General features: G+C 57.0%; 20 protein-coding genes. 11 read left to right on the top strand and 9 right to left on the bottom strand.

The features are described from left to right. Window positions 1–25 precede the first annotated feature (25 nt). The 3 genes from PHW69_01855 to PHW69_01845 form a co-directional block, all read right to left on the bottom strand. Window positions 26–4,429 carry an efflux RND transporter permease subunit gene (locus PHW69_01855; protein ID MDD4003934.1) on the bottom strand — a complete coding sequence of 1,468 codons (4,404 nt, stop codon included), beginning with the start codon at window positions 4,427–4,429 and terminating at the stop codon, window positions 26–28. Between the two features lie 16 nt (window positions 4,430–4,445). Next, window positions 4,446–5,486 (bottom strand): efflux RND transporter periplasmic adaptor subunit, encoded by a 1,041-nt coding sequence (locus PHW69_01850; GenBank protein MDD4003933.1) that lies wholly within the window; start codon window positions 5,484–5,486, stop codon window positions 4,446–4,448. A gap of 79 nt (window positions 5,487–5,565) precedes the next feature. Continuing rightward, window positions 5,566–6,159 carry a TetR/AcrR family transcriptional regulator gene (locus PHW69_01845; GenBank protein ID MDD4003932.1) on the bottom strand — a complete coding sequence of 198 codons (594 nt, stop codon included), beginning with the start codon at window positions 6,157–6,159 and terminating at the stop codon, window positions 5,566–5,568. Between the two features lie 307 nt (window positions 6,160–6,466). On the opposite strand from PHW69_01845, the gene PHW69_01840 reads away from it, so the two are divergent. From PHW69_01840 to PHW69_01790, 11 genes are all read left to right on the top strand, one after another. After that, window positions 6,467–8,104, top strand: coding sequence for an ABC-F family ATP-binding cassette domain-containing protein (locus tag PHW69_01840; protein ID MDD4003931.1), 1,638 nt, complete (start codon window positions 6,467–6,469; stop codon window positions 8,102–8,104). Between the two features lie 150 nt (window positions 8,105–8,254). After that, entirely contained in the window at window positions 8,255–8,458 is a 204-nt protein-coding gene (locus PHW69_01835; protein ID MDD4003930.1) for a 4Fe-4S binding protein, read from the top strand. Between the two features lie 44 nt (window positions 8,459–8,502). Then, window positions 8,503–9,603, top strand: coding sequence for a 3-methyl-2-oxobutanoate dehydrogenase subunit VorB (vorB, locus tag PHW69_01830; GenBank protein MDD4003929.1), 1,101 nt, complete (start codon window positions 8,503–8,505; stop codon window positions 9,601–9,603). Next, window positions 9,600–10,349, top strand: coding sequence for a thiamine pyrophosphate-dependent enzyme (locus PHW69_01825; GenBank protein ID MDD4003928.1), 750 nt, complete (start codon window positions 9,600–9,602; stop codon window positions 10,347–10,349). The genes vorB and PHW69_01825 overlap by 4 nt, the downstream gene beginning before the upstream one ends. Then, the gene (locus PHW69_01820) at window positions 10,349–10,894 is read left to right on the top strand and encodes a 2-oxoacid:acceptor oxidoreductase family protein (GenBank protein ID MDD4003927.1); all 546 of its coding nucleotides are present in this window, start codon (window positions 10,349–10,351) and stop codon (window positions 10,892–10,894) included. Before PHW69_01825 ends, PHW69_01820 begins: the two co-directional genes overlap by 1 nt. Before the next feature lie 402 nt (window positions 10,895–11,296). Continuing rightward, a complete protein-coding gene (locus PHW69_01815) occupies window positions 11,297–12,637 on the top strand; it encodes an NCS2 family permease (GenBank protein MDD4003926.1) in 1,341 nt (446 codons plus the stop codon). Between the two features lie 5 nt (window positions 12,638–12,642). After that, window positions 12,643–13,170, top strand: coding sequence for a DUF2148 domain-containing protein (locus PHW69_01810; GenBank protein ID MDD4003925.1), 528 nt, complete (start codon window positions 12,643–12,645; stop codon window positions 13,168–13,170). Between the two features lies 1 nt (window position 13,171). Continuing rightward, window positions 13,172–14,431, top strand: a complete 1,260-nt coding sequence (locus tag PHW69_01805; GenBank protein MDD4003924.1) for a hypothetical protein — start codon at window positions 13,172–13,174, stop codon at window positions 14,429–14,431. Between the two features lie 25 nt (window positions 14,432–14,456). Beyond that, window positions 14,457–14,870, top strand: a complete 414-nt coding sequence (locus tag PHW69_01800) for a hypothetical protein (protein ID MDD4003923.1) — start codon at window positions 14,457–14,459, stop codon at window positions 14,868–14,870. Between the two features lie 513 nt (window positions 14,871–15,383). Beyond that, a complete protein-coding gene (gene glgP, locus PHW69_01795; GenBank protein ID MDD4003922.1) occupies window positions 15,384–17,939 on the top strand; it encodes an alpha-glucan family phosphorylase in 2,556 nt (851 codons plus the stop codon). 70 nt (window positions 17,940–18,009) lie between these two features. Next, window positions 18,010–18,483, top strand: a complete 474-nt coding sequence (locus PHW69_01790) for a tRNA (cytidine(34)-2'-O)-methyltransferase (GenBank protein MDD4003921.1) — start codon at window positions 18,010–18,012, stop codon at window positions 18,481–18,483. Between the two features lie 133 nt (window positions 18,484–18,616). Here the strand turns inward: PHW69_01790 and PHW69_01785 are convergent, their stop codons facing one another. The 6 genes from PHW69_01785 to PHW69_01760 all read right to left on the bottom strand — a co-directional run. Continuing rightward, window positions 18,617–22,441, bottom strand: a complete 3,825-nt coding sequence (locus tag PHW69_01785) for a protein kinase (protein MDD4003920.1) — start codon at window positions 22,439–22,441, stop codon at window positions 18,617–18,619. 444 nt (window positions 22,442–22,885) lie between these two features. Then, window positions 22,886–23,542, bottom strand: a complete 657-nt coding sequence (locus PHW69_01780) for a hypothetical protein (protein MDD4003919.1) — start codon at window positions 23,540–23,542, stop codon at window positions 22,886–22,888. Between the two features lie 13 nt (window positions 23,543–23,555). Beyond that, on the bottom strand, window positions 23,556–24,179 hold the full coding sequence (locus tag PHW69_01775) for a hypothetical protein (GenBank protein ID MDD4003918.1): 624 nt from the start codon (window positions 24,177–24,179) through the stop codon (window positions 23,556–23,558). A 169-nt stretch (window positions 24,180–24,348) separates the two neighbouring features. Continuing rightward, entirely contained in the window at window positions 24,349–25,164 is an 816-nt protein-coding gene (locus tag PHW69_01770; protein MDD4003917.1) for an aldolase/citrate lyase family protein, read from the bottom strand. Window positions 25,165–25,195: 31 nt separating this feature from the next. After that, window positions 25,196–26,416, bottom strand: coding sequence for a hypothetical protein (locus PHW69_01765; GenBank protein MDD4003916.1), 1,221 nt, complete (start codon window positions 26,414–26,416; stop codon window positions 25,196–25,198). A gap of 3 nt (window positions 26,417–26,419) precedes the next feature. Then, window positions 26,420–26,722, bottom strand: a 303-nt coding sequence (locus PHW69_01760) for a hypothetical protein (protein MDD4003915.1), incomplete at its 5' end; no start/stop codon positions are given.

Genomic DNA, 26,722 nt, shown 5'->3' with positions numbered 1-26,722 from the left:
CCGATGGTTGCCCTTAGACCAAGGCTCAGTTATCAGCGGATACAGCCGAAATCGCTATCTCAAACGCGGTTCTGGCCGCGAAATACCCGGCGGTTTCCTCGCTCAGTCTATCCCGGCTTTGCTGCTGCAAAGCCATCGCCTCCAGCAGATCGGACAGCTTTTCAGTGCCGTTCTTATAGCCGTCCTCGATTTCGGATTTATTTGCGTCAGCCTCTTCCACACCCAGCCGGGCGACGGCAACACGCTGATAAGCCTGCTCATAATCTTTCAGCCGGCTTTCCATGTCAAGCACCAGATAGTCAGCCACGGATTCCAGCCTGACCTGCGCGGCATTTTCCTTAAGCCGTTTTTCCTTCACGTCATGCGAGCCGCCCCACCAGTCGCTCAAAGGAACGCTGACCACGGCAAAGCCAAGACTGTTCTGAAACGTTCCGCCGCTTGACAGCGCGTCCAGCCGGTTAATCGCCGCGCCCACGCTCACAAGCGGAAGATTCGCGCCGGTTTTCATTTTGCGCTGCAGTTTCGCGGCATCCGCGTTCGCCTGCAAAAGCCGGTATTCCGGGCGCAGGCTCAGGCGCGACGCCAGATACTGCCGGTTATAAACCGGCTCGGTTATCACGTCCGGCCCGGCGGAGGGGATTATCGGATCGCCTTCCGGCAGTCCGGCGTAAAGCCTTAAATCGCGCTGGGCCAGCGCAATCCCCTTTTCCAGTTCGGTTCTGGACGCGCCGAGCTCCGCTCTCTTCAGCCCCACCCGCAGCACATCCGTGCGCGTGACAAGACCCAGCCCCGCCGCCTGGTTCACCTGCTTGTATAACGATTCGAGCATTTCGGCGTAAGCAAGCAGGGTTTTGCGTTTTTCCTCCAGCACCAGAAGGCGCCGGTATTTTTTTTCCGACTCCAGCAGCACCTCGTCACGCTTGAGCTGAAACTGCTCGTGCGCCGCCGCCGCGCCGACCCGCGCGAGCCGGTTGCCGTTGACTATCCGTCCGCCGACAAAAACCGGCTGCTGGGCCACCAGCATGGACAAGGCGTAGCCGTCCGCCCTGCTCAACGGCGACAAAACAGACGGCATCCCCGACATCACCGCCAGCCCCGGAATGATATTGGCCGTCCCCATCGCGCCCACAGCCGACACTTTCGGGAAATAGCTGGTGAAAGCGGACCGCACGGCCTGCTGCGCCGCCTCGTCTTCCAGCGCCGACTGCTTGAGTTCGTTATTATGCGCCAGAGCCTGTTTTTTATAATCAGCGAGAGTCATGCCCGCGGATGCCTGCGCACAAAAAACCGGACACGCCAGCAGCGCCAGCATGAATAGGGATTTATTTGTTCTCATAACCGCCCCCCCCCGCGCCGTTTCTTCCTCATCGCCGCTGTACTTCCAGTACGCAACCGGCAGCACATAAAGAGTAAGTATTGTGGAACCGATAAGCCCGAAACAGATCACCGCGCCCATCGGCCCCCACAGGCTGGAACCGGAGGTCATCAGCGGTATTACGCCCACAGCCGCCGCCGCGGCGGTAAGAAAAATCGGCCGCATCCTGCGCTTGCCGGCGGCAAACGCCGCTTCTTTCAGCGGCATGCCGCCGTGTTCCAGTTCGCGGGCGTAGCTTATTAAAATAACACCGTTGCGCACTACCGTGCCGAACAGCGCGGTGAGGCCCAGCAGCGCCGTCATGCTGAAAGGCATGCCGACCAGACTCAGACCCGCCATGCCGCCGATAATGCTAAGCGGCATGGTAATCATCACAAGCAGGGCAAGTCGTATGCTCTGAAACTGGAACAACAGCACAACGAATATCACGATAATGCTGACAATCAGCGACTCGACCATGGGCACATACGTTTCACCCGACAGCTGGTGTTCCCCGCCATAGCTAACGGCTATGGATTCAGGCTTGTCAAGCGCCGCAAGCTTTTCGCTTATGCGGTTCTGAACCGGAGTGAACAGCTTGCCCGCCGCGACATCGGCGCGCAGTGTCATGGTAAGCCGGCCGTTGCGCCGGACTATCTGGCCCTCGCTAAACGACGGTTTCAGACCCGCCAGCTGGCGCAGCGGCAGGGCTTTGGGCGACAACGGCACAGTTACATACTGGTTTTCCAGTTCTTCCGGCGAAGAGGTTTTTGACTCGTCGTATTTTAGCACCACGTCTTTGGCGTAATCCCCCTCCCACACTTTGGTTATGGGAATACCGTTACGGTTGAGCGCACAAGACAGGCCCAGAATGGCACGGTTTACGCCAAGCCGGTTGGCGAGCTCGCGGTTCACGTCAAGATCCACCGCGATGCGGGGGTTGCGGTAATCGTCACGCAGCCAGGTTATATCCCCGTCCTGCGCCATGACAGCGCGCACCTTGTCGGCAAAAGCCCTGATTTCCGGGATGCTGTCTCCGGAAATGCGCACTTCAACAGGCGCCTCGGCTGACAGAAAACTTATCTGTTTGAAACGCGCATGAGCACCGGGAAATGCGTCGCGATATTTCCGGTCATACTCCCGCACAACGTCTTCGGTGGCCTTTACGGACTCGGTCATCACGATCAGCTGGGAATAGTTTTTGGCCGGCATCTGCGGCGCGTACAGGGTATGGAACCGGGGCGAACTGGTGCCGATAAAGGAAACTACTGTTTTTATTCGTTTATCCGCCTTGAGAATCTTCACCATCTGCCCGGTAATCTGCGCGTTTCTTGCCAGGCTGGTCCCTTCAGGGAAATACATTTCCACGGCGAACTGGTCACGCTCCAGCGCCGGCATCAGCTGCTGGGGCAGCAAAGTGAACATCAAGATCCCCAGCACAATGGCGGCAATTCCTATCCATACTGTCCGGACGGGATGCGCCATTGATATTTCCAGATGGCGGTTATAGAACTCCTGCAATCTGTCCAGCAGGGAAGGCTTTCCCTTTTTCTCCGGCCCCTTGCCATGTTCATGCAGACCGGTTTTTATGAAGTTACAGCTCAGCGCCGGCACCAGCAGCATGGCGATAAACATGGAAACGAAAAGCGTTACCGCTATGGTGACCGGCATCGGCCCGATGAAATCGCGCGCCATGCCGGTCATGAAGATCGGCTGCATGGCAAACACCGCCACAATGGCGAGAGTAGCCGTAAACACCGGAATCAGCAGTTCGCGCGCGCTGGACCAGGCGGCGGTTCGCACGTCAATACCGTGATCCAGCTTTTCCACATGGTTGTCAATGACGACTATGGCATTATCCACCACCATGCCCAGGACGACAACCAGCGCGGCCAGCGAAATGGTGTTAAGTTCAACCCCCAGCCCCTGCATGATGCCCAGCGACTGCAAAATGCAAATGGGAATAGTGACCGCCGCCACCATGGCTATTCTGCGCGGCAGCAGCAGAATAACCACCAGAATGACCGCGAGAATCGCCATACCGAAATCCCTGAAGAAGTGATGCAGCGAAGCGCTCACCACTTTAGGCATGTCGGCTACTTTGGCTATTTCCAGATCGGCCGGACTGTCAGCCTTGAAATCGGCTATGATCCTGTCTATATCCTTGCCGAACGAAACTATGTTATTGCCAAATCGCATTTCCATCGAAAGCACCAGCGCGCGCCGGCCTTCGCATTCCACATAGGAGTCTTCCACGTCATATTCTCGCACAACGCGGGCCACATCGCGCACGCGCACGATAGCGCCGTCGGGCGAGGAGAAAACGATCTGTTCGGCCACATCGGCTTCGGAATTATAACGGGGAGGCAGGTGGATCGGCAGTTCCAGATCACTGTCCTTGATATAGCCGCCGTAACCCAGCATTCCTTCCATCTGCAGAGCGCCCATTAAAAGCGCGGGTTTGACACCATAATGAGCCAGCCGGTTGGGATCGGCGTAGACAATTATCTTCTCTTTCTGAAGCCCGAATTTTTTTACATTCGAAACCGCCGGGTGCTGACGGATCTTATCTTCAAGTTTTGCGAGGTAATCCTCCAGCTCCCGGTAAGTGCGCTGTTTGGATGTGACGGTAAGCAGAATGGCGGAAGCGTCGCCGAATTCATTGTTCCCGACCAGCATCACCACCTGCGACGGGAGTTCCGATTTGAACTCCTGCAGCCCCAGCCGCAGTTTAGCCCAGAATATTTCCGGCTCTTTGACATTCTCTTTCACTTCAACAAAAACTATGGTCTGGTTTTCCTTGGAAACGGAATAAGTCTTTTCCCGGTCAATTTCTTTGTACCGGAACAGATAATTCTGCAAAGGCTTGGCAAGCTGTTCGTCAACCTGGTTGGAAGACGCACCCGGGAACGCCGCTATCACCAGCCCCTGCCGCACCTTGAATTCCGGGAATTCCTGCCGGGGCATTGTCATAAGCGAATAAATGCCCAGCACACATAAAATGGCGCAAACCGTCACCACCACGGTCTGGTGTTTTAGCGCCACTTCTATAAAACTCCTGCGTAGTTTTTCCATAAACGTTTACCCGATTCTACAGTTCCACCCGCATATTTTCGTCGAGTTTCTGCACCCCTTCCACGACGATGGTTTCGCCCGCGGTCAGTCCGCTGCCGATAAGCACTCCGCCCTTGCGGAAGCCCGATGACGCGACCACCCGTGCATGAACACGACGGTCCGGGTCAACAACATAAACTATCTGGTTGCCGTTGGCGTCGAGCCTGAGCGCGGCGGCGGGTATTACAATTCCGGAATGTCCCGCCGCGGCGGAACCTGCGCCGGACAGATAAACATTGCACAGCATCCCCGGCAGCACCGCGTTGGACGCATTGTCAATCAGCACCCTTGCCGTATAAGTGCGCGCCAGCGGATTGGCGGTAACCCCCACATCGGCAATTTTCCCGCGCAGATGACGTTTATTCGCGCTTAGCTCCACCACCGCGCCCGCGCCCCTGTGTATGTACGAAATCTCCTGTTCCGGAACAGATACGGTGGCGTAGACCTTATCCACGGAAACCATGCGAATCACGGTTTTGCCGGGCACGGCGTTATCGCCGGGTTCAACATCCCTCTGGCTTACGATCCCGGCTTCAGGCGCGATTATCGAACAGTCCGCTACGCTTTTTTCCGCCAGTTTTACCGCCAGTTCCGCCTGAGTCCTGCCCGTGCGGATTTCCACCATCTTTATTTCCGGCAGATTGCCGTTTTTGTACATCGGTTCGAAACGGCGGAATGCGTCTTCGGCCTGCTGGGCCTTGGCCTGGGCTATCCGCAGCGAGTTCTCGCTGGACTGGCAGTCCAGTTTCGCCAGCAGCCGCCCTTTTTCAATCCGGTCGCCCTCGCGCACGGACACGGTTTCAACCGTTCCCATGCCCAGAAAACTCAGGCCGATGTTCTGGGACGCCTCAATCGTCCCGCTGTAATAAAAACTGCCGGAACCGCCGCCAGCCGCAACTTTCACGGCTTTGACTTTAACCGGCGGTTCCGGTGTAGGAGGGCGCTGGTGGCAGCCGCACAGCGCCGCCACCACCACCATTGACAGACTAAAGTTTCCAAAAATAACGATCGGTTTCATAACTTTCCTCTCAAATTTCCCGTATATTTGACCAAAATAGTTTTTTAGTCCAAAAAAGTTAAAAAAAAGGGACCCTCCGTTACGCCAGCCCCCGTACAAAAACTTCCACGGCCGCCTCCAGCCGGATAGATTCTGGCGGCAGCTCCCCGCTTATAAGGATATTGGCATCCAGGCCGCGCGACACCATCATTGCCACCACCGCCAGAGAAGCGCACTCATCCTCTTTTATGCTTTTAAATTCACCGCACTTTATGCCGTCAAGCAGGATCTGCTTTAAAATGTCAACCTGTTCGTTGTTCGTTTCACGCTGGATCCGCTGATACAGATTGATATGCTTCGAACTGTCCTGCAACAATGCCGAATACAGAACGATTTTTGATTTTGTCGCGTGATACCGTGTGATAAGCAGCGACTTCAGCCGTTCCGTTGGCGCTTTGCAACCCGCCAGTGCCAGACGGACTGTTTCGGCTATTTTGTCCATTTCGATTTTGGCCACCGCATAAAAAACATCTTCCTTGCTCTTGAAATAGTAATACAGCGAGCTTTTACCCTTGCCTGCCGCTGTGGCGATATCATCCATTGTGGTCTTGTCCAGCCCATAGGTTTTGAACAATTTCTGCGCGGCGGCTATTATGTCCGCGCGCGTTTGTTCTTCCTTTTTTATATCTGGCATTCTCATAATTTAGCCTGGTTGAAATTTTCGCATTTCTGCCAAATCACCGGATTTCCCTGTGCAACAGCAAGTCAAATCCGTTTCTAGACTGCTCGACCAATTTGGTTTGTTAGTCTATTATAGCCCGTTAACAAATTTTTTGCAAGACCTTATTTTGCACTATTCCAATCATTAAAATGGGCGAGCCATGCTATAATATAATCAACGCGCCGCCCGGCGTGCTGACTATGAACGGCTGACATATTTTCCCATTCGCTCCTCCGCGGCTCAGACTGCGGCAGAACATGTTTGTTTGCGGGAGAAAAATATGTCTTCAAAACCAGTTTCATTTATCAGAGCCTGTGATGTTTCCTATTCTTTCGAGGATGGCAATTCCCTGTTCAACCGGCTGCGTTTCTCGATACCCGGCGGCATAACCGGCCTGGTCGGGCCGAACGGAGCTGGGAAAAGCACGCTGCTAAGGCTAATCAGTGGCGAACTCAAACCGTCTGCCGGGAAAATGGAGATAAAAGGCGGAACGGCGTTTCTGCGGCAGACGGCACCCTTTTCGGGAGCGGAACCCGTAGGAGAAGCGCTTGGCGTGGCGCAACAGCTCGCCGCATATGCCCGCATGAAAACCGGCGACAGCTCGCCCGAACTGCTTGACAGGCTCGCCGGCGCGTGGGATATAGAAAACGCCGTTTCGTCAGCCCTTGCGGCAACCGGCGCCGCGCATATCGCGCTTGACCGGAAATTCGGCACTCTAAGCGGAGGCGAAGCCATGAAAATACGGCTCGCCGGGCTGCTGCTTTCCAACGCCGATATTCTGCTGCTCGACGAACCCACCAACAATCTCGACCTCAGCGGCAGGCAAGCCGTAACCGCTTTTCTGCGCGGCCTGAACAAATGCGCGGTGGTTGCAAGCCATGACCGGCAACTGCTTGGAGCGGCGGACAGGATTCTGGAACTCTCCAGCCGCGGGCTTGCCGTTTACGGCGGGAACTACGAGTTTTACGCCGCGGCCCGCCGCACCGAAGACGAAGCATTGGACCGCCGCATCGCCGCCGCACGGGAAACCGCACGGCGCGAAAAACGGGAACTGCGCGAAAACAGGGAAAGACAGGTTCACCGCATGGCAAACGGACGCAAAAAAGCCGACCGGGGCGGCCTGCCTAAAATACTCGCCGGCAAACGCAAACGCCGCGCGCAGGAAACTCTCGGCCGCAATACCGGGCGGGACAGCGAAATTCTGGCCCGCGCCGAAGCGGAGTTAAGCGCGGTTCGCGCGCAGACGCGCGCGCGTAATGCGATCAGCGTTGACCTGCCGCTTACCGAAGTGCCGAACGGAAAACCGCTCGTCCGCGCGGAAAACCTGAATTTCCGTTACCCGCAAAGCGGCCGGTTCGTATTCGAAAAGGGCTTGACCTTTGAAATCTCCGGCCCGGCGCGGATCGCGCTTGCCGGGCCCAACGGATCGGGCAAAAGCACCCTGCTTGACCTGATAGTTGCGGCGGCGGCCGGACGGGCGTTCCCGGGCGCCGTAACGGGCGCGCTGACTGTATATACCAGCCGGATCGCCTGCCTGGACCAGAAAACCGGATTATTAAGGAATGATCTCACGCTGCTTGAAAACATAACCCGGTTCGCGCCCGGGCTGAAGGAATGCGACCGCCGGCTGAGGCTTGCCCGGTTTCTGTTTCAGAAACGCGAGATTGCGCGCAAAGCGGAAACTTTAAGCGGAGGCGAGCGCATCAGGGCGGCGCTGGCCTGCGCGTTTTCCGCGGCCGAGCCGCCGCAGCTGCTGATACTGGATGAACCGGCGAACAATCTCGATCTCGACAGCATGCAACGCCTTGAGAGCGCGCTTTCCAATTTCAAAGGCGCGCTGCTGGCGGTTTCGCATGATGAAAAATTCCTTGAAAACATCGGAGCAGACGGACGAATCGAAACACGGGAGCGGGCCTAACGCGTCAGTTAATCAACCTCCTTGACAGAACCGCCCGGCTAGTTTAAGATTTCTAATTAGATAGAAGCTGTCTTATAAATGGCCGGGCACGGTTTCAGCCGCGCCGCGATTTACAAAATGGCTTTTAACCAACACCATCCGGAGGACCATATGCCTGAAATAAGGGTTGACGAAACCCGCTGTAAGGAATGCAGACTTTGCGTGGAAACATGCCCGAAAAAGTGCATAGAAATTTCCGACACTTTCTGTGTGACCGGCTACCACCCCGCGACGCTGGCTAAAAAAGACTGCTGCATCGGCTGCGGAATGTGCGCCCAGATATGCCCCGACATGGCGATTACGGTTTATCGCTGATCCGGCGGCATCGTTCCACTTAAATTTCCAGGAGGAAATACCCCATGGGTGAAAAGACACTGATGAAAGGCAACGAAGCGCTCGCGGAAGGCGCGATACGCGCGGGCTGCCGGTTCTTCGCGGGCTATCCCATTACCCCGCAAAACGAAATACCCGAATATTTTGCCTGGCGGCAGCCCGAAGTTAACGGAGTGTTCGTGCAGGCCGAAAGCGAAACCGCCGCCATAAACATGCTCTACGGCGCGGCGGCGACAGGAGTGCGGACGATGACCTCCTCCTCCAGCCCCGGCATCAGCCTCAAGGCGGAAGGCATCTCCTACTGCGCCGGCGCGGATCTGCCGATCTTCTTCGCCAATATCGTGCGGGGAGGCCCGGGCCTGGGCAACATCGCGGGCGCGCAGGGCGATTACTTTCAGGCGGTGAAGGGCGGCGGGCACGGTGACTACCGCGTGATCACGCTTGCTCCGAACACGGTGCAGGAAATGGGAAATTTCCCGATGCTGGCCTATGAACTGGCGGAGAAATACCGGGTGCCCGCGATGATTCTGGCCGACGGCATTCTGGGGCAGATGATGGAACCGGTGTCTTTTGAAAAAGAACCGGTGGACGCGGCCAAACTGCCCGTGCCGGACTGGGCGCTCGGCAATTGCGCAGGCCGCGCGAAACGACTGGTCAACTCCTACGATCTGCGCGAAGGGGAACTGGAAAAACTGATCAACGCTCGGGCCAGACGCTACGCGGAAATAGAAAAGAACGAAGCGCGCTGGGAAGAGCGCGACACCGGCGACGCGGATATTATTTTAGTGGCTTACGGCACTTCATCGCGCGCCTGCCTCGAAGCGCTGCACTGCGCGCGCGAAAAGCGGCTGAAAGTGGGGCTGTTCCGCCCGATCACGCTGTGGCCGTTCCCGTCGGGCCAGCTGGCCAGGGCCGCCAAAAAGGCGAAAGCCGTGCTGACGGTGGAAATGAGCCTGGGACAGATGGTGGAAGATGTGCGCCTCGCCGTCAACGGCGCGGTGCCCGTGCATCTGCACGCCCGGCCGGGCGGCGGCGTGCCGACCGGTGCGGAAATCATCGAGCAGGCCGGGAAAATCCTCGCGGGCAAGCAATGCGATTGCGGCTGCGGCTGCGGAGGCGACAAATGAACCCGATCAACAGCAGGCCCAAAAGCCTTACTGAAAAACATATGCACTACTGCCCCGGCTGCGGGCACGGGATCGTGCACCGGCTGGTAGGCGAAAGCATTGACGAGCTGGCGATAAAGGACCGGTGTATCGGAGTAGCTCCGGTCGGCTGCGCGGTATTCTGCGACAGCTACTTCGACTTCGACATGATCCAGGGCCCGCACGGCAGAGGCCCCGCCATAGCGACGGGCCTTAAGCGTGCGAAACCGGAAAACATCGTGTTTTCGTATCAGGGTGACGGCGATCTGGCGTCAATAGGCATGGCGGAAACGATCCACTCCGCCGCGCGCAGCGAAAACATCACGATCATCTTCATAAACAACACGATCTACGGCATGACCGGCGGCCAGATGGCGCCCACCACGCTCATCGGGCAGAAAGCCACAACAGCCCCGTTCGGCCGCGATCCGAAAGTGAACGGCTACCCGATCCGGGTCTGCGAACTGCTGGCTACTCTTACCGGCGCGCGCTATCTCGAGCGTGTTTCCATTGACACACCCGCCAATATCATCAAGGCGAAAAAAGCGGTCAGGAAAGCCTTTGAGAACCAGGTTAACGGAAAAGGCTTTTCGCTGGTCGAGGTGCTTTCCACCTGCCCGACCAACTGGGGCATGAACGCGGTTGATTCAATGAAACGCCTGCGCGCGGACATGCTGCCGTTTTATCCGCTCGGCGTGTTCCGCGACGATAACGGAGGTGCAAACTAATGTATCACGGAATAAGAATTTCAGGTTTCGGCGGGCAGGGCGTGGTTTCGGCCGGAGTATTGCTGGCCTACGCGGGCATGATCGAAGGCAGGAACGTCAGCTGGTTCCCGGCCTACGGCGCGGAGATGCGCGGCGGCACGGCAAACTGCTCGGTGGTGATTTCCGACAAGGAAGTGTCATCCCCGGTCGTTTCGAACCCGACGGTGGCGATCGTGATGAACGAGCCGTCGCTTTCCAAATTCGAGCCGCTCGTGCGGGAAGGCGGTATTCTTATCATCAACAGCTCGCTCGTGCGCACCGCGCCCAAGCGCACGGACATAAAGATCATTTCGGTGCCGTTCAACGAGCTGGCCGAAGAAGCGGGCTCGCCCAAAGTGGGCAACCTGCTGATGCTGGGCGTGTTCGCCGCGGCGACGGGCGCGGTTTCAACCGACGCCATCGCCAAAGCCATGCCGAAAGTATTCAAGCGGGCCAAACCGGAAGCGCTGGAACTTAATAAAAAAGCGCTGGAAAAAGGGTTCTCGTTCGTAAAATCGCAAAACTGAAGCATTTGTCCTGCTCAAAAAAACCCCGCCCGCAAGGCGGGGTTTTTACTGCCCCGGCAACACCGGAACCTCCCCCCGGCTGTGCCATTGGCCTGCCGGTTGTTATTACGCTTTACCGGCAAGCCGTGGGTTTCTTTTGATCCAAAATTCGTTTACCCGGCTTGCGCAGGGTTACACGCTCCATCCCCCTGCTTGAGCTGTGCCATGCCGGCAATCATTATGCCGTGCCGGCCAGCGCGTATTTTTGTGAGCGGAATTTATAAATGCCGCGGCGGCGTACAGGGTTGTTACAACCTGCCTTAAAAAACGAAGCCCGGCGGATCAGCCCGCCGCGCCGGGAAAATCCCGGGCTAGACCAGCCTTTGTATTGCCGTGCCGGTCAGAACTTGCTATAGTACCATTATGTTTGAACAGGCTGGAAAGTTTTTTGAACTGGAAAAACACGGCTCGTCTTTCAGAACCGAAATTTCCGCGGGGATAACCATTTTTCTGGCGATGTCGTACATCCTGTTCGTCCAGCCGCAGGTACTGGGCGCGGCCGGACTTGACAAAGGCGCAGTGTTCACCTCCACCTGCATTGCAAGCGCGCTGGCCTGCCTGATGATGGGGCTGGTCGCCAGACTGCCCATCGCGCAGGCCCCGCTGATGGGCGAGAATTTCTTTTTCGCATATACAGTGGTGCTGGGCATGGGGTACAGCTGGCGGCAGGGCCTGTCAATGGTGCTGGTGTCGGGCATACTGTTTTTCGCGCTTAACCTGACGAAAATACGGCAGCGCCTCATTGCGGTGATTCCCGCTTCGCTGAAATTCGGCATCTCCGCCGGAATCGGGCTGTTCATAACCTTTATCGGGCTGAAAGAAATGGGGCTGGTGACGGCGAATCAGGCTACGCTCGTGCAGCTTGGCCCCATACATCAGCCGGAAGTGCTCGCCGGAATCTGCGGATTTTTCCTTACGGCGGGATTGTTCGGGCGGAAAGTCCCGGGCGCGATTTTATGGGGCATGACCGCTACCGCCGCCGCGCTTTGGATTATGGGCACGATCGAGTTCGGCGGGATAATAAGCATGCCGCCTTCCATAACGCCGACGCTGTTTCAGTTTGATTTTTCCGGTTTATGGCGCTGGCAGACGCTGTCAGTGGTGCTGATCCTGCTGTTTATGATGATTTTCGACACTATGGGCACGCTTATCGGCCTGGGCGTGCAGGCCGGGCTGGTGGACAGGGAAGGCACTCTCAAAAACATTCCGCGCGCGCTGATGACCGACGCGCTGGCAACCACGGCGGGCGCTATGCTCGGCAATTCAACCGTTTCCAGCTATATCGAAAGCTCCACCGGCATCGCGCAGGGCGGACGAACCGGCCTGACCGCGGTAACGGCGGGACTCTGCTTCCTGCTGGCGCTGTTCATCTCGCCGCTGCTGACAATGTTCGGCGGCACGGTAACCTTGCCGGGCAAGCTCGTCATCCAGCCGGTAACCGCGCCGGCTCTGGTTATGGTGGGCGCGCTTATGATGAGCGGAGTTCGGCATATCAACTGGGCTGAATTTTCCGAATTCGTGCCGGCCTTTCTTATCATCGCGCTGATCCCGCTCACCTATAATATCGCCGACGGCATTGCAATCGGCTTTATCAGCTATCCGGTTTTAAAACTGCTGACCGGCGGCCGCAAAGAAGTGTCCTGGGAAGCGTGGGCGCTGGCGCTGGTTTTTGTTGTGCGGTACATATTCTTTACCGAGGGGTAACGGCAATGATGATAACCGAAGAAAACAATCGGACGGCGCATCTGCTCTCTGTCGCGGATAAACTTATGACGGCTGCCCGCACCGCTCCAAAAGCGCACGGCATAGACAATCTGCTGATCGCGAAACTTGACGGCGACGATCTCGCCGCTCTGGCCGCGAAAATGCGCGAACTGGCCGCGCGGCATGGAATTCCTTTTTTCAGCCGCGACGCAGATAACGTGGCCGCCAGTTCCTGCGTGGTGCTTGTCGGTGCGTCAACCGGGCCGCGCGGCCTTAAAAAATGCGGGATGTGCGGGTTTGCCTCGTGCGCCGAGAAACCGCAGGCAGCGCCGTGCGTGTTCGGCGTCGTCAACCTCGGCATAGCGCTCGGGTCAGCCGCGGCGGCCGCCGCGGACGAGCGCGTTGACACCAGAGTAATGTATACTATAGGGCAGGCTGCGATGGAACTGGGGTTATTGGGGCCGGACGCCAAAATCGTGTTCGGATTTCCGCTTTCGGCTACCGGGAAAAACCCGTTTTTCGACAGGAAGTGACGTGGTGAGAATCAGATTGTTTTTCATAACGCTGGCTGCTCTGCCCGGCGCGGTATGCGCCCAGCCGGTGCAGGACGCCGTGCAGTCAACCGCGGCGGTAACCGTCAGTTCCGTGCCGCCTGCGGGAACGGACGCCTCCGCAGGCGCTCCGGCCGCCGCAATGCAGACTGTGTCGGGCATTAACGCCGTCAGCACCGCGCCCGCCAGCGCCGCGCCGGCGGGGCCGTCGGCACGGGCTCTGCGAAAAATACGGGCGGAGCAGGAAGCGGAATTCCGGGAAGACCGGGAGAGAACCAGTTACGAAAAACTGCTTCTGCAGGGCGATCTGGAACCTTCTGAAGAAGGGAAACTGCCGTTCTACACCCAGGCACTGGGCAGATGGCGGCCCGGATACGGCAAAAAGCTCAAAGGCCAGCTTTTTGAAAAACGCGGAGCGGTTTATGCGCACATGAAAGACTGGAACAGAGCCGCGTCGGACCTGCGCTGGGCCATCGCCGCAAACCCCAAAGCGCTTGATGCGGCAAAACTGCTTTCCCGCATTTATCAGCTGCAGGGGAAATGCGCCAAGTCAGAGCACGAAATTTCCCGCGCGCTCAAACTTTGCGGCAAAAGCGAACGCGCGGAACTGTACTACCAGCGCGCGCTTCTGTACGGATTATGTTTTCATAATAACGACAAAGCGTTCGCCGATTTTGATCAGGCCATAAAAACCGCCTACCCCGCGCGGCACGCCTCCATCATGCGAAAGAGTTTTCTAAACCGGGGCGTGCTTTACTGCCTGCGCGGCAATTCCGCCGAGGGGCTGGCCGACATTGACGAGGCTAAAATCATGGGCGGCGCGGATAACCGGGATTATATGGCGGCGCAGGGCTCGTGCCAGTTTATGCAGAAAGCGTTTACGGCCGCGCTGGCGGACTACGCCGGCTATCTTGATCCCGAAGACGCCTCCCACACCCCGCCCGCCACCAATATCACCGCCGAAGTGTACGGCCGGCGCGGGCAGATCGAATTAAATAACGGGCAAACCGACGCCGCGCTGGCGGATTTCAATAAATGCATATCAATCAGGCAGGCAAAGCCGGACATAAACCGTCCGTCCAATGAAAATCTTTTTGACCCGTCCGACTGCTATTTTTACCGCGCTATGCTTTATGAACTGCTTGATGACGCCGCAGCGGCCCTGCAGGATTACGACGACGCCTGCGATATGGGCAACCGCGCAGCCTGTGAAAAACGGAAGCTCGTCAAAACCCCTATCTAAATTAAATCTTCAAGGAGAAAAACCCATGAAAAAAGCACTTGTACTGACCGCCGCCGCGTTTTTCGCCGCCCCCTGCCAGGCGGTCGAAAAAGTGAGCGGTGTCACAGGAGCCGACGTTATCGCCAAAACGCCCGCCGCCTATCACGGCAAACAGGTCTGCGCAAGCGGCCGGCTGGGCGGCGGCATAACAACGCTCGCGGGCAAAGCGCCGGGCTACACAACCACGCTCGACAATAACGGAGCCTCGATCAATATTGTTTATTTCCGCAAACTTGCGGCGGACACAAGCCGGGAAGTGATCGCCTGCGGAATATTCAAGGAAAAACTGACACTGAATGAAACTCCGTTCACGAACGTTCTGCGCGCCTCAAGCATAACCATGACCGGCGCGGCGGAAACCGCCGCTGTCAAGGCCAGCACCACGACAACCGCCAAATAACCGCGGGAACGAACCGTCACCAGCAATCGGGGGGAGCATATAGCTATGGCCGGACTCAATACCGCCGGGCTTCATAAAACAAGAATTCTGTTTTTAGCCACGGCAATGGCTGTTTGCGTTTATTTTGTGGCGCGGTGAATATTCATACAGCTCGGTATAATACGGCCAGGCAAACTTGACCCCGGCATCACACCGCGCCGGGGTACCCGGCAGGCGAATAAGCGAAGGCGGAAACTCCCGCAAACAAACCTATGCTTGTCGCGACAATAAATCCAAATGCTGGTTTCATTTCCTTCCCCCATTCCACAACACATAGAGATTATACCTATTTCGACAGCCATTAGCCGCACTGCGCATTGTGCAGGCTGAAATCCCGCCACATGGCATATTTGACGCCCGGATCGCATCAAGGAAGGCGTTTTCATATTTTTGTATACTTTTCACAGCCGAGATAATACCGCAGCACACAACCGAGCGCGCTTTATCCGGGAAATTACACGCGGAGAGGAACCAATGAAAATTCATTCCTTCAATGTCACGCCCAAACTGCCGGACAATCTGCAGGCGCTGGGCGAACTGACCCAGAATATGTGGTTCACCTGGAACTGGGACGCGATACTCATGTTCGTAAGCATGAACGATCCGCTATGGAAACGCTCGCACCGCAATCCGAAATGGGTGCTGGGCAGTCTGGGCGAGGAACGCATCGCGGAACTCAGCCGGGATAACGAATTTTTAGCCAAACTGCAAAACATCAAACGGGTGTTTGACGACTACAAGAACCGGAAAACCTGGTTCACCGACAACCATGCTCCGCAGGAAAATGACGCGCTTGTCGCATATTTTTCCATGGAGTTCGGCATAGGGGAAGGCCTGCCGATGTATTCCGGCGGATTGGGCATGCTCGCCGGCGACCATCTTAAAAGTTCCAGCGACCTCGGCCTGCCGCTGATCGGAGTGGGGCTGTTTTATCAGAAAGGCTATATCCAGCAGGTACTCAACCGCGACGGCTGGCAGGTGGAACGCCACCCGGAGAACGACTGGGCCAACATGCCGGTAGAGCTCATCCACACCCGGGACGGTGTTCCGCTGACGGTGGAGGTGCCGCTCGGATCGGAAAATATTCGCGCGCGCATATGGCGGGTACCGGTCGGGCGCACGTCGCTTTATCTGCTCGACACCAATCTTCCTGAAAATCCGCCCTACCACCGCACTATCACCGAACAGCTCTACGGCGGTGACCGCAATACCCGCATCCGGCAGGAAATAGTGCTGGGGATCGGCGGAGTTCGCGCGCTCAGGGCTATGGGCATAACCCCCACGGTGTATCACATCAACGAAGGCCATTCCGCGTTTCTGCTGCTGGAACGTGCGGCCCAGATCATGGCGGAAAAACAGCTTTCATTTGACCAAGCGCGTGAAACGGTCTGGGCCAGCTCCGTATTCACCACCCACACCCCCGTTATCGCGGGAAACGAGCATTTCGACCCGGAGCTGGTGCGCCGCTACATGGAGATCTACACCCGGCAAATGGGCATCAACTGGGACAAGTTTCTTGACATGGGCAAAGAAAGCGCCGATTCGGCCACCTTCTGCATGACGGTGCTCGCGCTCAGGATGTGCGCTTACGCCAACGGCGTCTCCAAACTGCACGGCGATGTTTCGCGCGACATGTGGCGGCGGGTCTGGCCGGGACTGCCGTTCACGGAAATCCCGATCGGCAGCATAACCAACGGCGTGCACACCGCGTCATGGATCTCGCACGAGCATATTTCGCTTTACAGCAAGTATATGGGCGACGGGTCGGCCGAATCAATCCATAATCCCGCCGACGTCATTAAATGGGACGCGATTGACTCCATCCCGGACGAAGAATTCTGGGCCGCCCACAAAATCCGCAAGGAAAAACTCATCGCAATGGCGCGCCTGCGCTATAAACGGCAGATGCAGCGCCTCGGCGCGGACGTTACGGTGCTTGAAGCCGTAGACCGCATGCTCGACCCCAAAACCCTTACAATCGGGTTTGCGCGCCGGTTCGCCACTTATAAACGGGCCAACCTGATCTTCCGGGATCTCGACCGCCTGGCGCGGATAGTGAACAACCCGCAGCGGCCTATCCAGCTCGTTTTCGCGGGCAAAGCGCATCAGGCCGACACGCTGGGCAAGGAACTGGTCAAATTCATCGCGCGGCTGATGGAGGACGAACGGTTTAAGGGCAAACTGCTGTTTGTCGAAGACTATAACATGAACGTGGCGCGCTATCTCACACAGGGCGTTGACGTGTGGCTTAACAACCCCGTGCGGCCTATGGAAGCGTCGGGCACGAGCGGCATGAAATCCTCCATCAACGGAGTGCTCAATCTTTCGATAGTGGACGGCTGGTGGGGCGAAGCGAACACGCCCGACGTGGGCTGGTCGGTGGGCGGCTCCGAGCATTACAATGACGATGACGAACGCGACAACGTGGAATCCGAAGCCATCTGCAACCTGATTGAAAAAGAGATCGCACCGCTTTATTACGATATTGACGCAAGCGGCATTCCGGTCCGCTGGATCAGGATGATGAAACGCTCGGTGCGGAAAATCGCGCCGGTGTTCAATACGCACCGCATGGTGAGGGAATATTACAACACCATGTACATTCCGGCACACCGCTACGGCAAAACCATGCTGGCCCAGAACAACGCGCGCGAAACAGCCGCCTGGCGCAATAAAATCGCGGAAAACTGGTCAAAAGTGCATATCGTGAACAATTCCGCCTCCACCCGGCAGAAGGTTGAAATACTGGCCGGCGACGCAATACACTGCACCGCGAAAGTCTGGCTGGGCGAACTGGCCCCGCAGGACGTGTCGGTACAGCTGTATCTGGGCCAGATAGACTACCACGGCGAGATACAGGGCAAACCGTTCGAAATGCGCCACGCCGGAACCGACGGCGACGCCCAGCTCTACGAACTGACCCTGCCCGCCGAGCACAGCGGCCGGCACGACTACGCGTTACGGGTTATTCCTCGGCATGAAAATATTCCGCACCCGTTCACGCCTATGTTTATCAAATGGGAAGAATGACCGTATCCGGCTAAAAACCCGAAAAACCCGGAGCATACCGCTCCGGGTTTTTAATTTATAAAATATAACCATGCATATCGCGCTTGTCAATCCCGAAATACCTTTTAACACCGGCAACATCGGCCGTTCCTGCGTGGCGACCGCAAGCACCCTGCACCTGATCGGCAAGCTCGGCTTCGACATTAACGACAAGGCCATCCGCCGCTCCGGACTGGATTACTGGCCTAAACTGCAATATTTCCGATATGCCGATTTCGGAGAGTTTATGACGCTCCGGAAATTCCCGCGCGACCGGCTGATTTTTTTCTCGACGAAAGGCGCACGCAGTTTCTGGACCGCCGAGTACCACCCCGACAGCTGCCTCGTTTTCGGCTGCGAATCGGCCGGCCTGCCGCCGGACATCTACCTTGATTACAGCGACCGGCTGTTCAAAATCCCCGTTTCCGGCGACGTGCGTTCGCTCAATCTGTCCGCCTCCGCGGCAATCGCGCTTTTTCACGCGCTCTACCGCACCCTGCCCGACACCTCGGCCCTGAAACTCTGACGGCGTTTTGTCAACGGAAAGCCCGGCAGGCGCCCAGCAGGAGGCGAGCGCCCGGCGAGTCAAACGCCAGTCTGCATAAAACGAAACCCCCGGCTTGCGCCGGGGGTTATTCATTTTACAGGTGCAACTGCGGTCAGACTTTTTTTTCAGTATCGGCGGCGGTTTCTTTCAATCCGGTAACCCGCCCATTTTCAATCGGGCCGTCTTCTTTTGCGCTCGAAAACACATGCAGCAGCTTGCGGATATCGAGCGTTTTTACTTTAAGTCTGGGCTTGAGCGCCGGCCGCGGCCCACGAGCTTTGGGAGCGGCATCCTGCGCGGGCGAAAGCATGGCTTCCGCCGCCGATTCAGGCATACCAGCCTCTTTGGGCGCGGGCACCTCAACCCCGGCGGCGCCCGCCGGCAGCGCAGACAAACCGGCGTTATCCGCTCCTGCCGCACCCGCTTCGTCCGCGGCCTGGGAAAGCAGGTTATAAAACTCGCTGACAGAATCAAGCCGTTCCTGAGGATCAGCCGCCAACGCCTGAGCAATCAGAGTATCAACGGTTTTCGGCAGCGCGGGCACCATTTCGCTGGGAAGCCGGTAATTGCCGACAGGCAATACTCCGGTCAGCGTTTTGTACAGGCAGACACCCATCGAATAGATATCGAACTGGACTGAGAATCCCTTCGCAACCCCCTCAGGCGCCATGTAAGCCTTGTAAATGCCGCCGTCGCGCCTGATAATGGTGCCCAGGCCCACATTGACAATCCGGCAAAACCCCTCATCGCCGTCCAGAATCACATCCGACAGATGCAGCCCGCCGTTCGCGTTATTGCGCGAATGCAGAAAATCAAGCCCTTTGCTGATATTCCTAAATATCGGCAGAGCGGTTCTTAGCGGCAACCTGTCCTGTTTTTCGAGCAACGCGTGCAGCGAAGTGCCTTCAATAAGCTCGGACACGATATACAGCGAAGAATCCTCTTTTATCACACCCAGCGTCTCGGCAATATTCAAATGCCGCAGCGGCGTGAATTTGGCGAACATGGACTCCACGCGCTCCGCCGAACGAGCGGACAAACCCTCTATTTCGCGTATCACCACCGGCAAACCGTAACTAAGCGAAACCGCGTGGAACACTTTGCCGTAAAGGCCTTCCGACATCATGTTTTTGATCCGGTATTTGCCGCCGACAATAGTACCGGAGAACTCGTCCTCGTCATCCTTGTTGCGCACGGCGGACGAGCCCTGATTAAGCACCGCGGTCACGCCCGCAGCCGCCATGTCAGGCCCCGCCATGGCAAATTCCTTGTCCTGCGGCAGCATTTTGGGCAGCACGAACGACAGCAGCATCGCCGCGCCACCCAACAGGATAATCGAAAGCACCCATTTAAGCGCGTGTGACATTTTAGCCCCGCCGCCAACAGCCGCAACCGCCGGCCTGGCATGCCTGCCATCGGAATATACCAGAAATTCCGGCGCCTGCTCCGCGGCATAAATCAGAATTGCTTTCTGAAATTTTTCGTTATACCTGTCAGGGTTTAATTCAGCCAGCACTTTCAAATCACCCAGCATTTCCTTATATTTATCCAGTTTCTCGGCCGCCATGCTGCGCGCGGCAAGCGCCTGCTCGGAATTGGCATCCGCCGCGACAGCCCGATAAGCCGAATTGTAAGCTCTTCCGTACTCGTCCATACCCATATAAGCCGAAGCGGTAAGAGTAAGAGCCTGCACATTATCAGGAACCCGCTCAAGCACCGCGTTGCATTCTTTCAACACTGCGGGATACCGTTTCAGTTCCAGATTGGACATCGCTTTGTTTAAATGCACGGCAAGATTTACAGGAAGTTCGACAGCGCCCTGCTTATCGCCGGAAAAATTCATCGCATAGGCCTCGGGTTTAACCGAACCGCCCGGCATGGCCGCAGCCGGGGAATCAGCCTCCGAATCCCATACCGACTCCCACGGATCCCTGGCGGCAACAGCCGCTGCCTGATAATTACCCGCGCTTTCAAAATCGGCAAAAGGATCGGTTTGATCGTTCAGCATTGGAAATTCGCCGGACAACTTGTTAAAACCGTCGGGGCTTTCGCTCCAGGGGTCACCCGCGGCGGCCACCGCGCCAAAAGACCCGGTATTGCCAAATCCCGAAAAATCCGCTTCTCCGAACCCTCCGAAATCACCGCCGGAAAAACCACCGCCTCCGCCGCCGAAATCACCGAAATCAAAAGCCGCAAAATCATCAAACCCGTTTTTATCTTCCGGCGCCGGTGAAACCGCCGGCGTGCTTTCAGCTCTTTTAGCCATAACCGCCTTCAGCGTTTCGAACGGTGAAGGCAAAGCGGGCATTTTATGCCGTGCTGATTTCTCAGCATCATCTGCCGGACCGGCAACACTCGCGCCTGGCGCAATGGCCTGACCTGAATTTCCCAGTGAATAATCTTGCGAAATTTTCGGCTTTTTCGCTTCACGGCTTGAAGCCGGGCCGGAAGAACCGCCGCTATGCGGACCTCCGCCCATGAAAGCATTTAAATTTGCGGCCATTGCACGACTTCCGCCCACACCAGGCGCAGCAACAGATTGGGGAGAACCGCCACCACCGCCCATGCCGGACGACATGCCTCCTCCTCCGCCACCTCCGCCGCCGCCCATGCCGGACGACATACCGCCTCCGCCACCACCCATGCCGGACGACATACCGCCAGACATGCCACTCATACCATTTTTATTGCCGGACATGTTGCCAAACATGCTGCTGGAACCATAAGGATTGGTGGTATTCTGGGTGCTTCCGGAAACACCTGACGGACCATATACAGAGGAATAACCCGCCGCATATTTTTCCTGCCCTTTCTCGGAAACCGATTCACTGTCACCGTCACTCTCGCTGCCTGCGGCATCGGCAATTCTCTCGCCGGCATTCTTGCTCTTTCCGGTTTTTCCCTTGGCACGGGAAGCTGATGCGGCGGACTGCTTCGAATCTGAAGGGGTCTGCACCACAGGTGCCGCGCCTTTCACAGCTTTCTGAGCCGACGCGGAATTGCCGACCACGCTTGACACCTTATCAGGTGACAAGGAATTTGCGTTGTAATACTTGCCCAGTCTCGAAACAAACCGGCTATAATCGGTTTTATTGGCCTGGGCGTATTTGTTGGCGTCAAACTTGAAGTAGCCGGACAAAACCGGATCGGAAAACGCGCCGCTTAATATTGATTGGTAATCGCCATCTTTTGCAACAGCTTTCGCCACATGGGCGTTCATGGCCAGATCAGCTTTAAGCCTGTCGGCGTTAAGCAGCATGTTTTTTGCGGTACTGTCGGCAGCAAGCCCGCGCTTGTCAACAAACCACGCCACATCGGCATACACGGGATCACAGTTTTTTGCGGATATGTCAGAGCAGGGCGCAATATCTTTGCGAACCCGGGTAAGCAGCGAAAGCAATTCTTCCTTCGTGTAATCGCTCGTGCCGCCGTCGGCGCTGTACTGGCGCGCCACAAAAGGGGGTTCGGCATCGGCATAGGCGCGGCCGGAAGGCTTGAGGGTGTCAGCGTACATGAACAAAGCCGCCGCCGGCGTAAGAACTGTTTTATCAGACGGAGCGGCAAAACTGCCGCTTTCAAAAGCGGTGTTGGTCACACCCCGGTAAATGTTCGACATGTCATCGGCCGTCAGATACGGCGCGAATTCCAGAATACAGCTGGAAAAAGCCTTTTTGCCGGTTTTGAATGCGGCACACCGCCCAATATCCGTCGCGCTCTCACCCTGCCCCGCGCTTTTCAGCATCTGAACCATGGTGTTGCGCCAGGCTTCACGCTGCGTAGCATTTGAATATTCGCCGGTGAACGGGGTATACGCCTCATATTCAAACCCCAGAAGCGCGCCGCCGGAAGTCTGCGCGGCAAGCAAGCTCTCGCACGCGAACGCCAGACTCAGCGCTATACATGCAAGAATTGACAGCCAATGTTTGTATGTCCTCATAAAATCTGCCGTCCTCTATACAAAAAAATCTTCTTTCCCGTCCGCGCTTTCCATCCGAACCCCGGGCAAACGCTTATATCCGCGCCTGCCCCGGTGAAACCCGGCAAAGCCGAACAGGGAAATCCCTAATGTATAGTATCGGGTTAATCGGCGTGAATGTCAAGTGCCCGCAAGTCCTAATGCCACATAGGCCTTTAGGCCCATGGCGTTTCAGAACCTCCCTGCGGCATTATGATTTCCCGGATTTTTTCACCCGCAGACGCGCGTATGCCGCAGAACACAGCTTGCACCGGAACCGCATGCGAATATCAACCGGCAAAAAAACACGGCGCGACAAAGCTGCTACTGTGAATTATTAGGTCAGGCCGGGACGCAAAAACCATATTGCATACGGGAGGCGGCGAACACCATCAAAACATCATACTGCCCGGTAGACTTTTCAGGTTATTCGGCTTCATTGAACGGTTCCTGCGTAAAATCCTCTTCGCTCAGGCCCTCGTGGTCAAGCCGGTAGAAAAGGTAAGCGTAGGCCGCGGTTTTGCCGTTGCGGGTATGTTTGACGACCAGATAGCTACCGTACCTGCGCAGGTAAAACCGATCCTGCAAATTGTCTTTGCTGGCGGCATACATGGAATCGGCGCCTTCCGCCGCCAATGGCATCAGCACATTTTCGTTTTTCTTGAACCGTTCCTTGAGTTTTACGCAAGTCGCGGTTCCGAATCTTTTATACACCGCCATCACCGAAAACTGCGGGTTTCTGGGCGGGCCGTACCGGCCAAACCCGAATTTGTCGGTTATGATCATGCTGAAATAAATCTGGCGTCCGACCAGATAAAAATTCACGGCGGAATTCTGCCTGCCGGAAGGAAACGCATGTCCGCCCCAGACGGCGTTCAGCTCGTTTTTCCGTGGAAGCGAGCCCTCTTTATAAACCCGTTCTAGAATAGAAAAAGCGGTCCGTTCCCGCATACCTGCTTCACTGGCCGGCAATGCGTTCGCAAATTCCGGCGGCAACCCGAGTTTGACTACGGCATGGGTATCTCCGGCGAATGCGCAACCCGACACAAGAAACACCCCGGCAAGCAGCAATGATTTACGCATAAATTCTCCCGCGCTATTTTATATACTCGTCCAGACAGGCGTACGCCACGACCTGCCCGGCCTTGCTGTGCCGGACGATAAAACACCAGCCGTCCGGGTGATAAAAAATCCGCACGGAAAATCTGTCGTCCGGGCTGGCCCTGCTGGAAAGATTGAGCGCATTGCCCTCCGTAGTGCAGGGCAGTATGTCATTGTGGATATTGAGGAAAATTCTGCGCAGCGCCTCCGGCCCTGTTTCCCTGCCGGATTTGGAATATACCGCCGCAACCCGGAACCCGTCGCCATTGAAAACATCATCATAGCCCGGCGACTGCGCGGGCCGGTTCTGGCCCAGCAGATAGAATTTCATTTTATCGTCGGGCCGGTCCGCCGAAAACGCCCACCCGCCCACATAAGTATGCAGATAGGGCGGCTGCACAAATTTGCTTTTCGCGTAGGCGTGTTCAAGAATGTCAAAAGCCGTCATTTTTGACGGATCCGCATTTTGCGGCAGCGCGTTTTTAAAACTTTTAGGAAAACTGACTCTTGTGACTTTCAGCACATCGGTGGCGAACGCGCCATTTGACATCAGCCCGACAACCGCCGCGGCGCCGCCTGAAAACAACGCCGCAAACAACATCAATAAGATTTTCTTCATGCGTCCCCCGCGCGGCAATATGTCTTTGACGTCTGGGCTTGTGTTTATTATCCCATATGGACCGGCCTCTCCGCATCACCCATTGGACCCTGAGTCCGGAGGGCTGCAAGACCTGGCCGTCCTGCCCCCGAGTCAGCCCGCGCGCGGGGCAGGACGCGGGAACGCCCGGCTACTCGTATTTTCCGCCTGCCGAAACGATCATGTTCTTGTAGCGGTCTTCCAGCATGACTATCCGGTGCGCGTCCTCTTCATAAATCGCGCCGTAATAGTTCCGCTTGTTCTTGAGCCACATCAGTTCAAAACCGACCGCCTTTAAAATGCCGTCCGGAGCGTTTTGTCCGAGCCCCTGCGGCACGGCGAAAATCACCTTGCGGGTTTCATAATAGGAAAGAGAGCCTTTGGGCAGATTGCGGAAAAAATCCAGCGAATCCGCCGACACCCCGCCCCCGATCCCCACCCTCAGGCCCGCGCGCTGGCATTTGTCGCAGATTTCATAAACGGGCTTGAACACCGCTTCGGAATTTATCGAGTCGCGGTCCAGTCCCATGGAACCGGACAGATCCACCCGGCCTATCACCACAAAATCCAGTTCCTTTGCGGCGGGCGAAGCCAGAATATCGTCGAGATTGTTCACCGTCTGCATGGTTTCGACGTTGATGCCAAGCTCCATATTCTCGTACTCTTCAACGGGAAAAGCCAGCTTGCCCGACTGCATGAATTTCTTCAGCGCGTAAGCCGATTCAATCATCGGCGCGATTATCCGCGCCGTTCCTATAGACCGGGCGTCATACATATCCTTTATCGCTTCGCAGCCGCCTATTTTAAGGCTCAGCTCCAGCCCCGCGCGGGTAATAACCTCTTTAAGCCGCAGCGCTTCCTCCATGCGGGTGCCCTCGGCCTCAAATTCCGCCTTGATGCCCACCACGCCATGCTTTTCGCGCAAATCCCTGAGCGCGTCCACCATCTTGATTTCCAACGAGTTCATAATGCCTCCCTGATATTTGTCAAAATCCTTGTTAAAAACCGTCCGCCAGGCGGCAAAGCCCTGAAAGGACTTCATTGCGGGCCGGCACGATCTGCGTTTCAACCCTGAGTTCGCGCTCCAGCATTTCTCCCAGCGCGCGCCAGCTGCGCGCCGGCTCGCCGCCCAGCAGGCACCGTTCCAGCCCGCCGCCGGGCGCAATGCCGCGCGCGGCGACGGCGTAACTGACGGCAAGACCATTCAGCGCTTCCGCCGCCCGGTCCGCGGCAATCCCCCCGCCGGACAAACCGGCGGTTTCGCCGCTTGATACCTGCCGCCCGCCCGTTGCCTCGACCTGACGGGCCGTAACCGACGACAGCAAAACACCTGCATCCTGTTCCGGCTCGAATTCCGCCAGCAGACACCTTGCCGCGTTGCTCCCCGGCAGACCGTAAACCGCCGACAGCCGCATACAGTCAAAATACGGCAGGATATCCGCATCGGGAGCGCGCACCGCGACGGCGAATGCCGCGGCTTCCGCACCGACACCGATATAAACCGACTCCGCCGGCCTGCACCCCGCTCCCAGCACCGCGCACTGAGCCGCGCCTACGCCGGAATAAACAGGCACTCCGTCAAACTCCGCGCAGGCGGAGATATCAGTAACCGGCTGGCCGGATTCAAGGGCGCAGCCGGAAAATTTCTCCGCAAAACCGATCAGTCCGGCAGCCGGCTCCCGCTCGAAAATATCATAAAATCCCAGTCCTGCCGCAAGCGTTTCATGCACCTTGCCGTTGAACCTTCCGCAGTGAAACGCAAACCACTGCGGCAGCGTGAAAACGCGCAGTTTGCCCGACAGCCGCTTAAAAGCGGCGTAACCGGCCGCAGCCGCAAACGGCGTGGCGGGCTTTAGCTTAAATCCTGCCGCGGCGGAAAATTTCCCGCCGAGCTCCGCGCGCATTCTGTCAAGCGCGGTTTCCGGGCCGGCTATCAGCTTCAGAACCGTATTTTCACCGGTAAAAACACCGCTCACGGGCGCGCCGACAGCATCCGTCAGAACAAATTCCTCGGGCGAACCGGCGAGCAAAATGCCGTCCGTCCGGCCCGCCGCGTCCGCCGCCGCGCCGCACACCGCCCTGAACTGGGCCGCCAGCCCGAGCGGATCCGCGTTTTTTACCGGATAGACTTCCAAACCCGTAAGGCCCGGCCCGCCGGGCTCATAAATCCCGCGTGCCAGGCGCCTGGCGCCGCAGTCAATTACGATATATTTTGGCAAACTTCAGCTCTCTTTCAACGGCGGAATTATCATATTGGAAAGAAACTCGGCGCGCTCCAGAAACGGCGCCATATCCTCAAGCGGAGCGGATACCATCCGCCCGTCAGGCAGCGCTCTGGACGACAGTTTCGGCTCGAAATCCTGCTGCGGATCGGCCATAATCTCGCACACGCACGGGCTTTTGTAGGCTAGCGCGGCGGAAATCTGCCGGGCCAGCTCCGAGTTTTCGCGGATCCTGAAAAACGGCAGTCCGTACGCGGCGGAAATTTTTTCCAGATCGGGGAAATCCACGCCCGACTCGCAATC

The sequence above is a fragment of the Elusimicrobiaceae bacterium genome (assembly GCA_028700325.1).
GTDB lineage: Bacteria > Elusimicrobiota > Elusimicrobia > Elusimicrobiales > Elusimicrobiaceae > JAQVSV01.
Note: the sequence above shows the minus strand (reverse complement) of the source record. Positions and strands in the feature narration are given on the sequence as shown.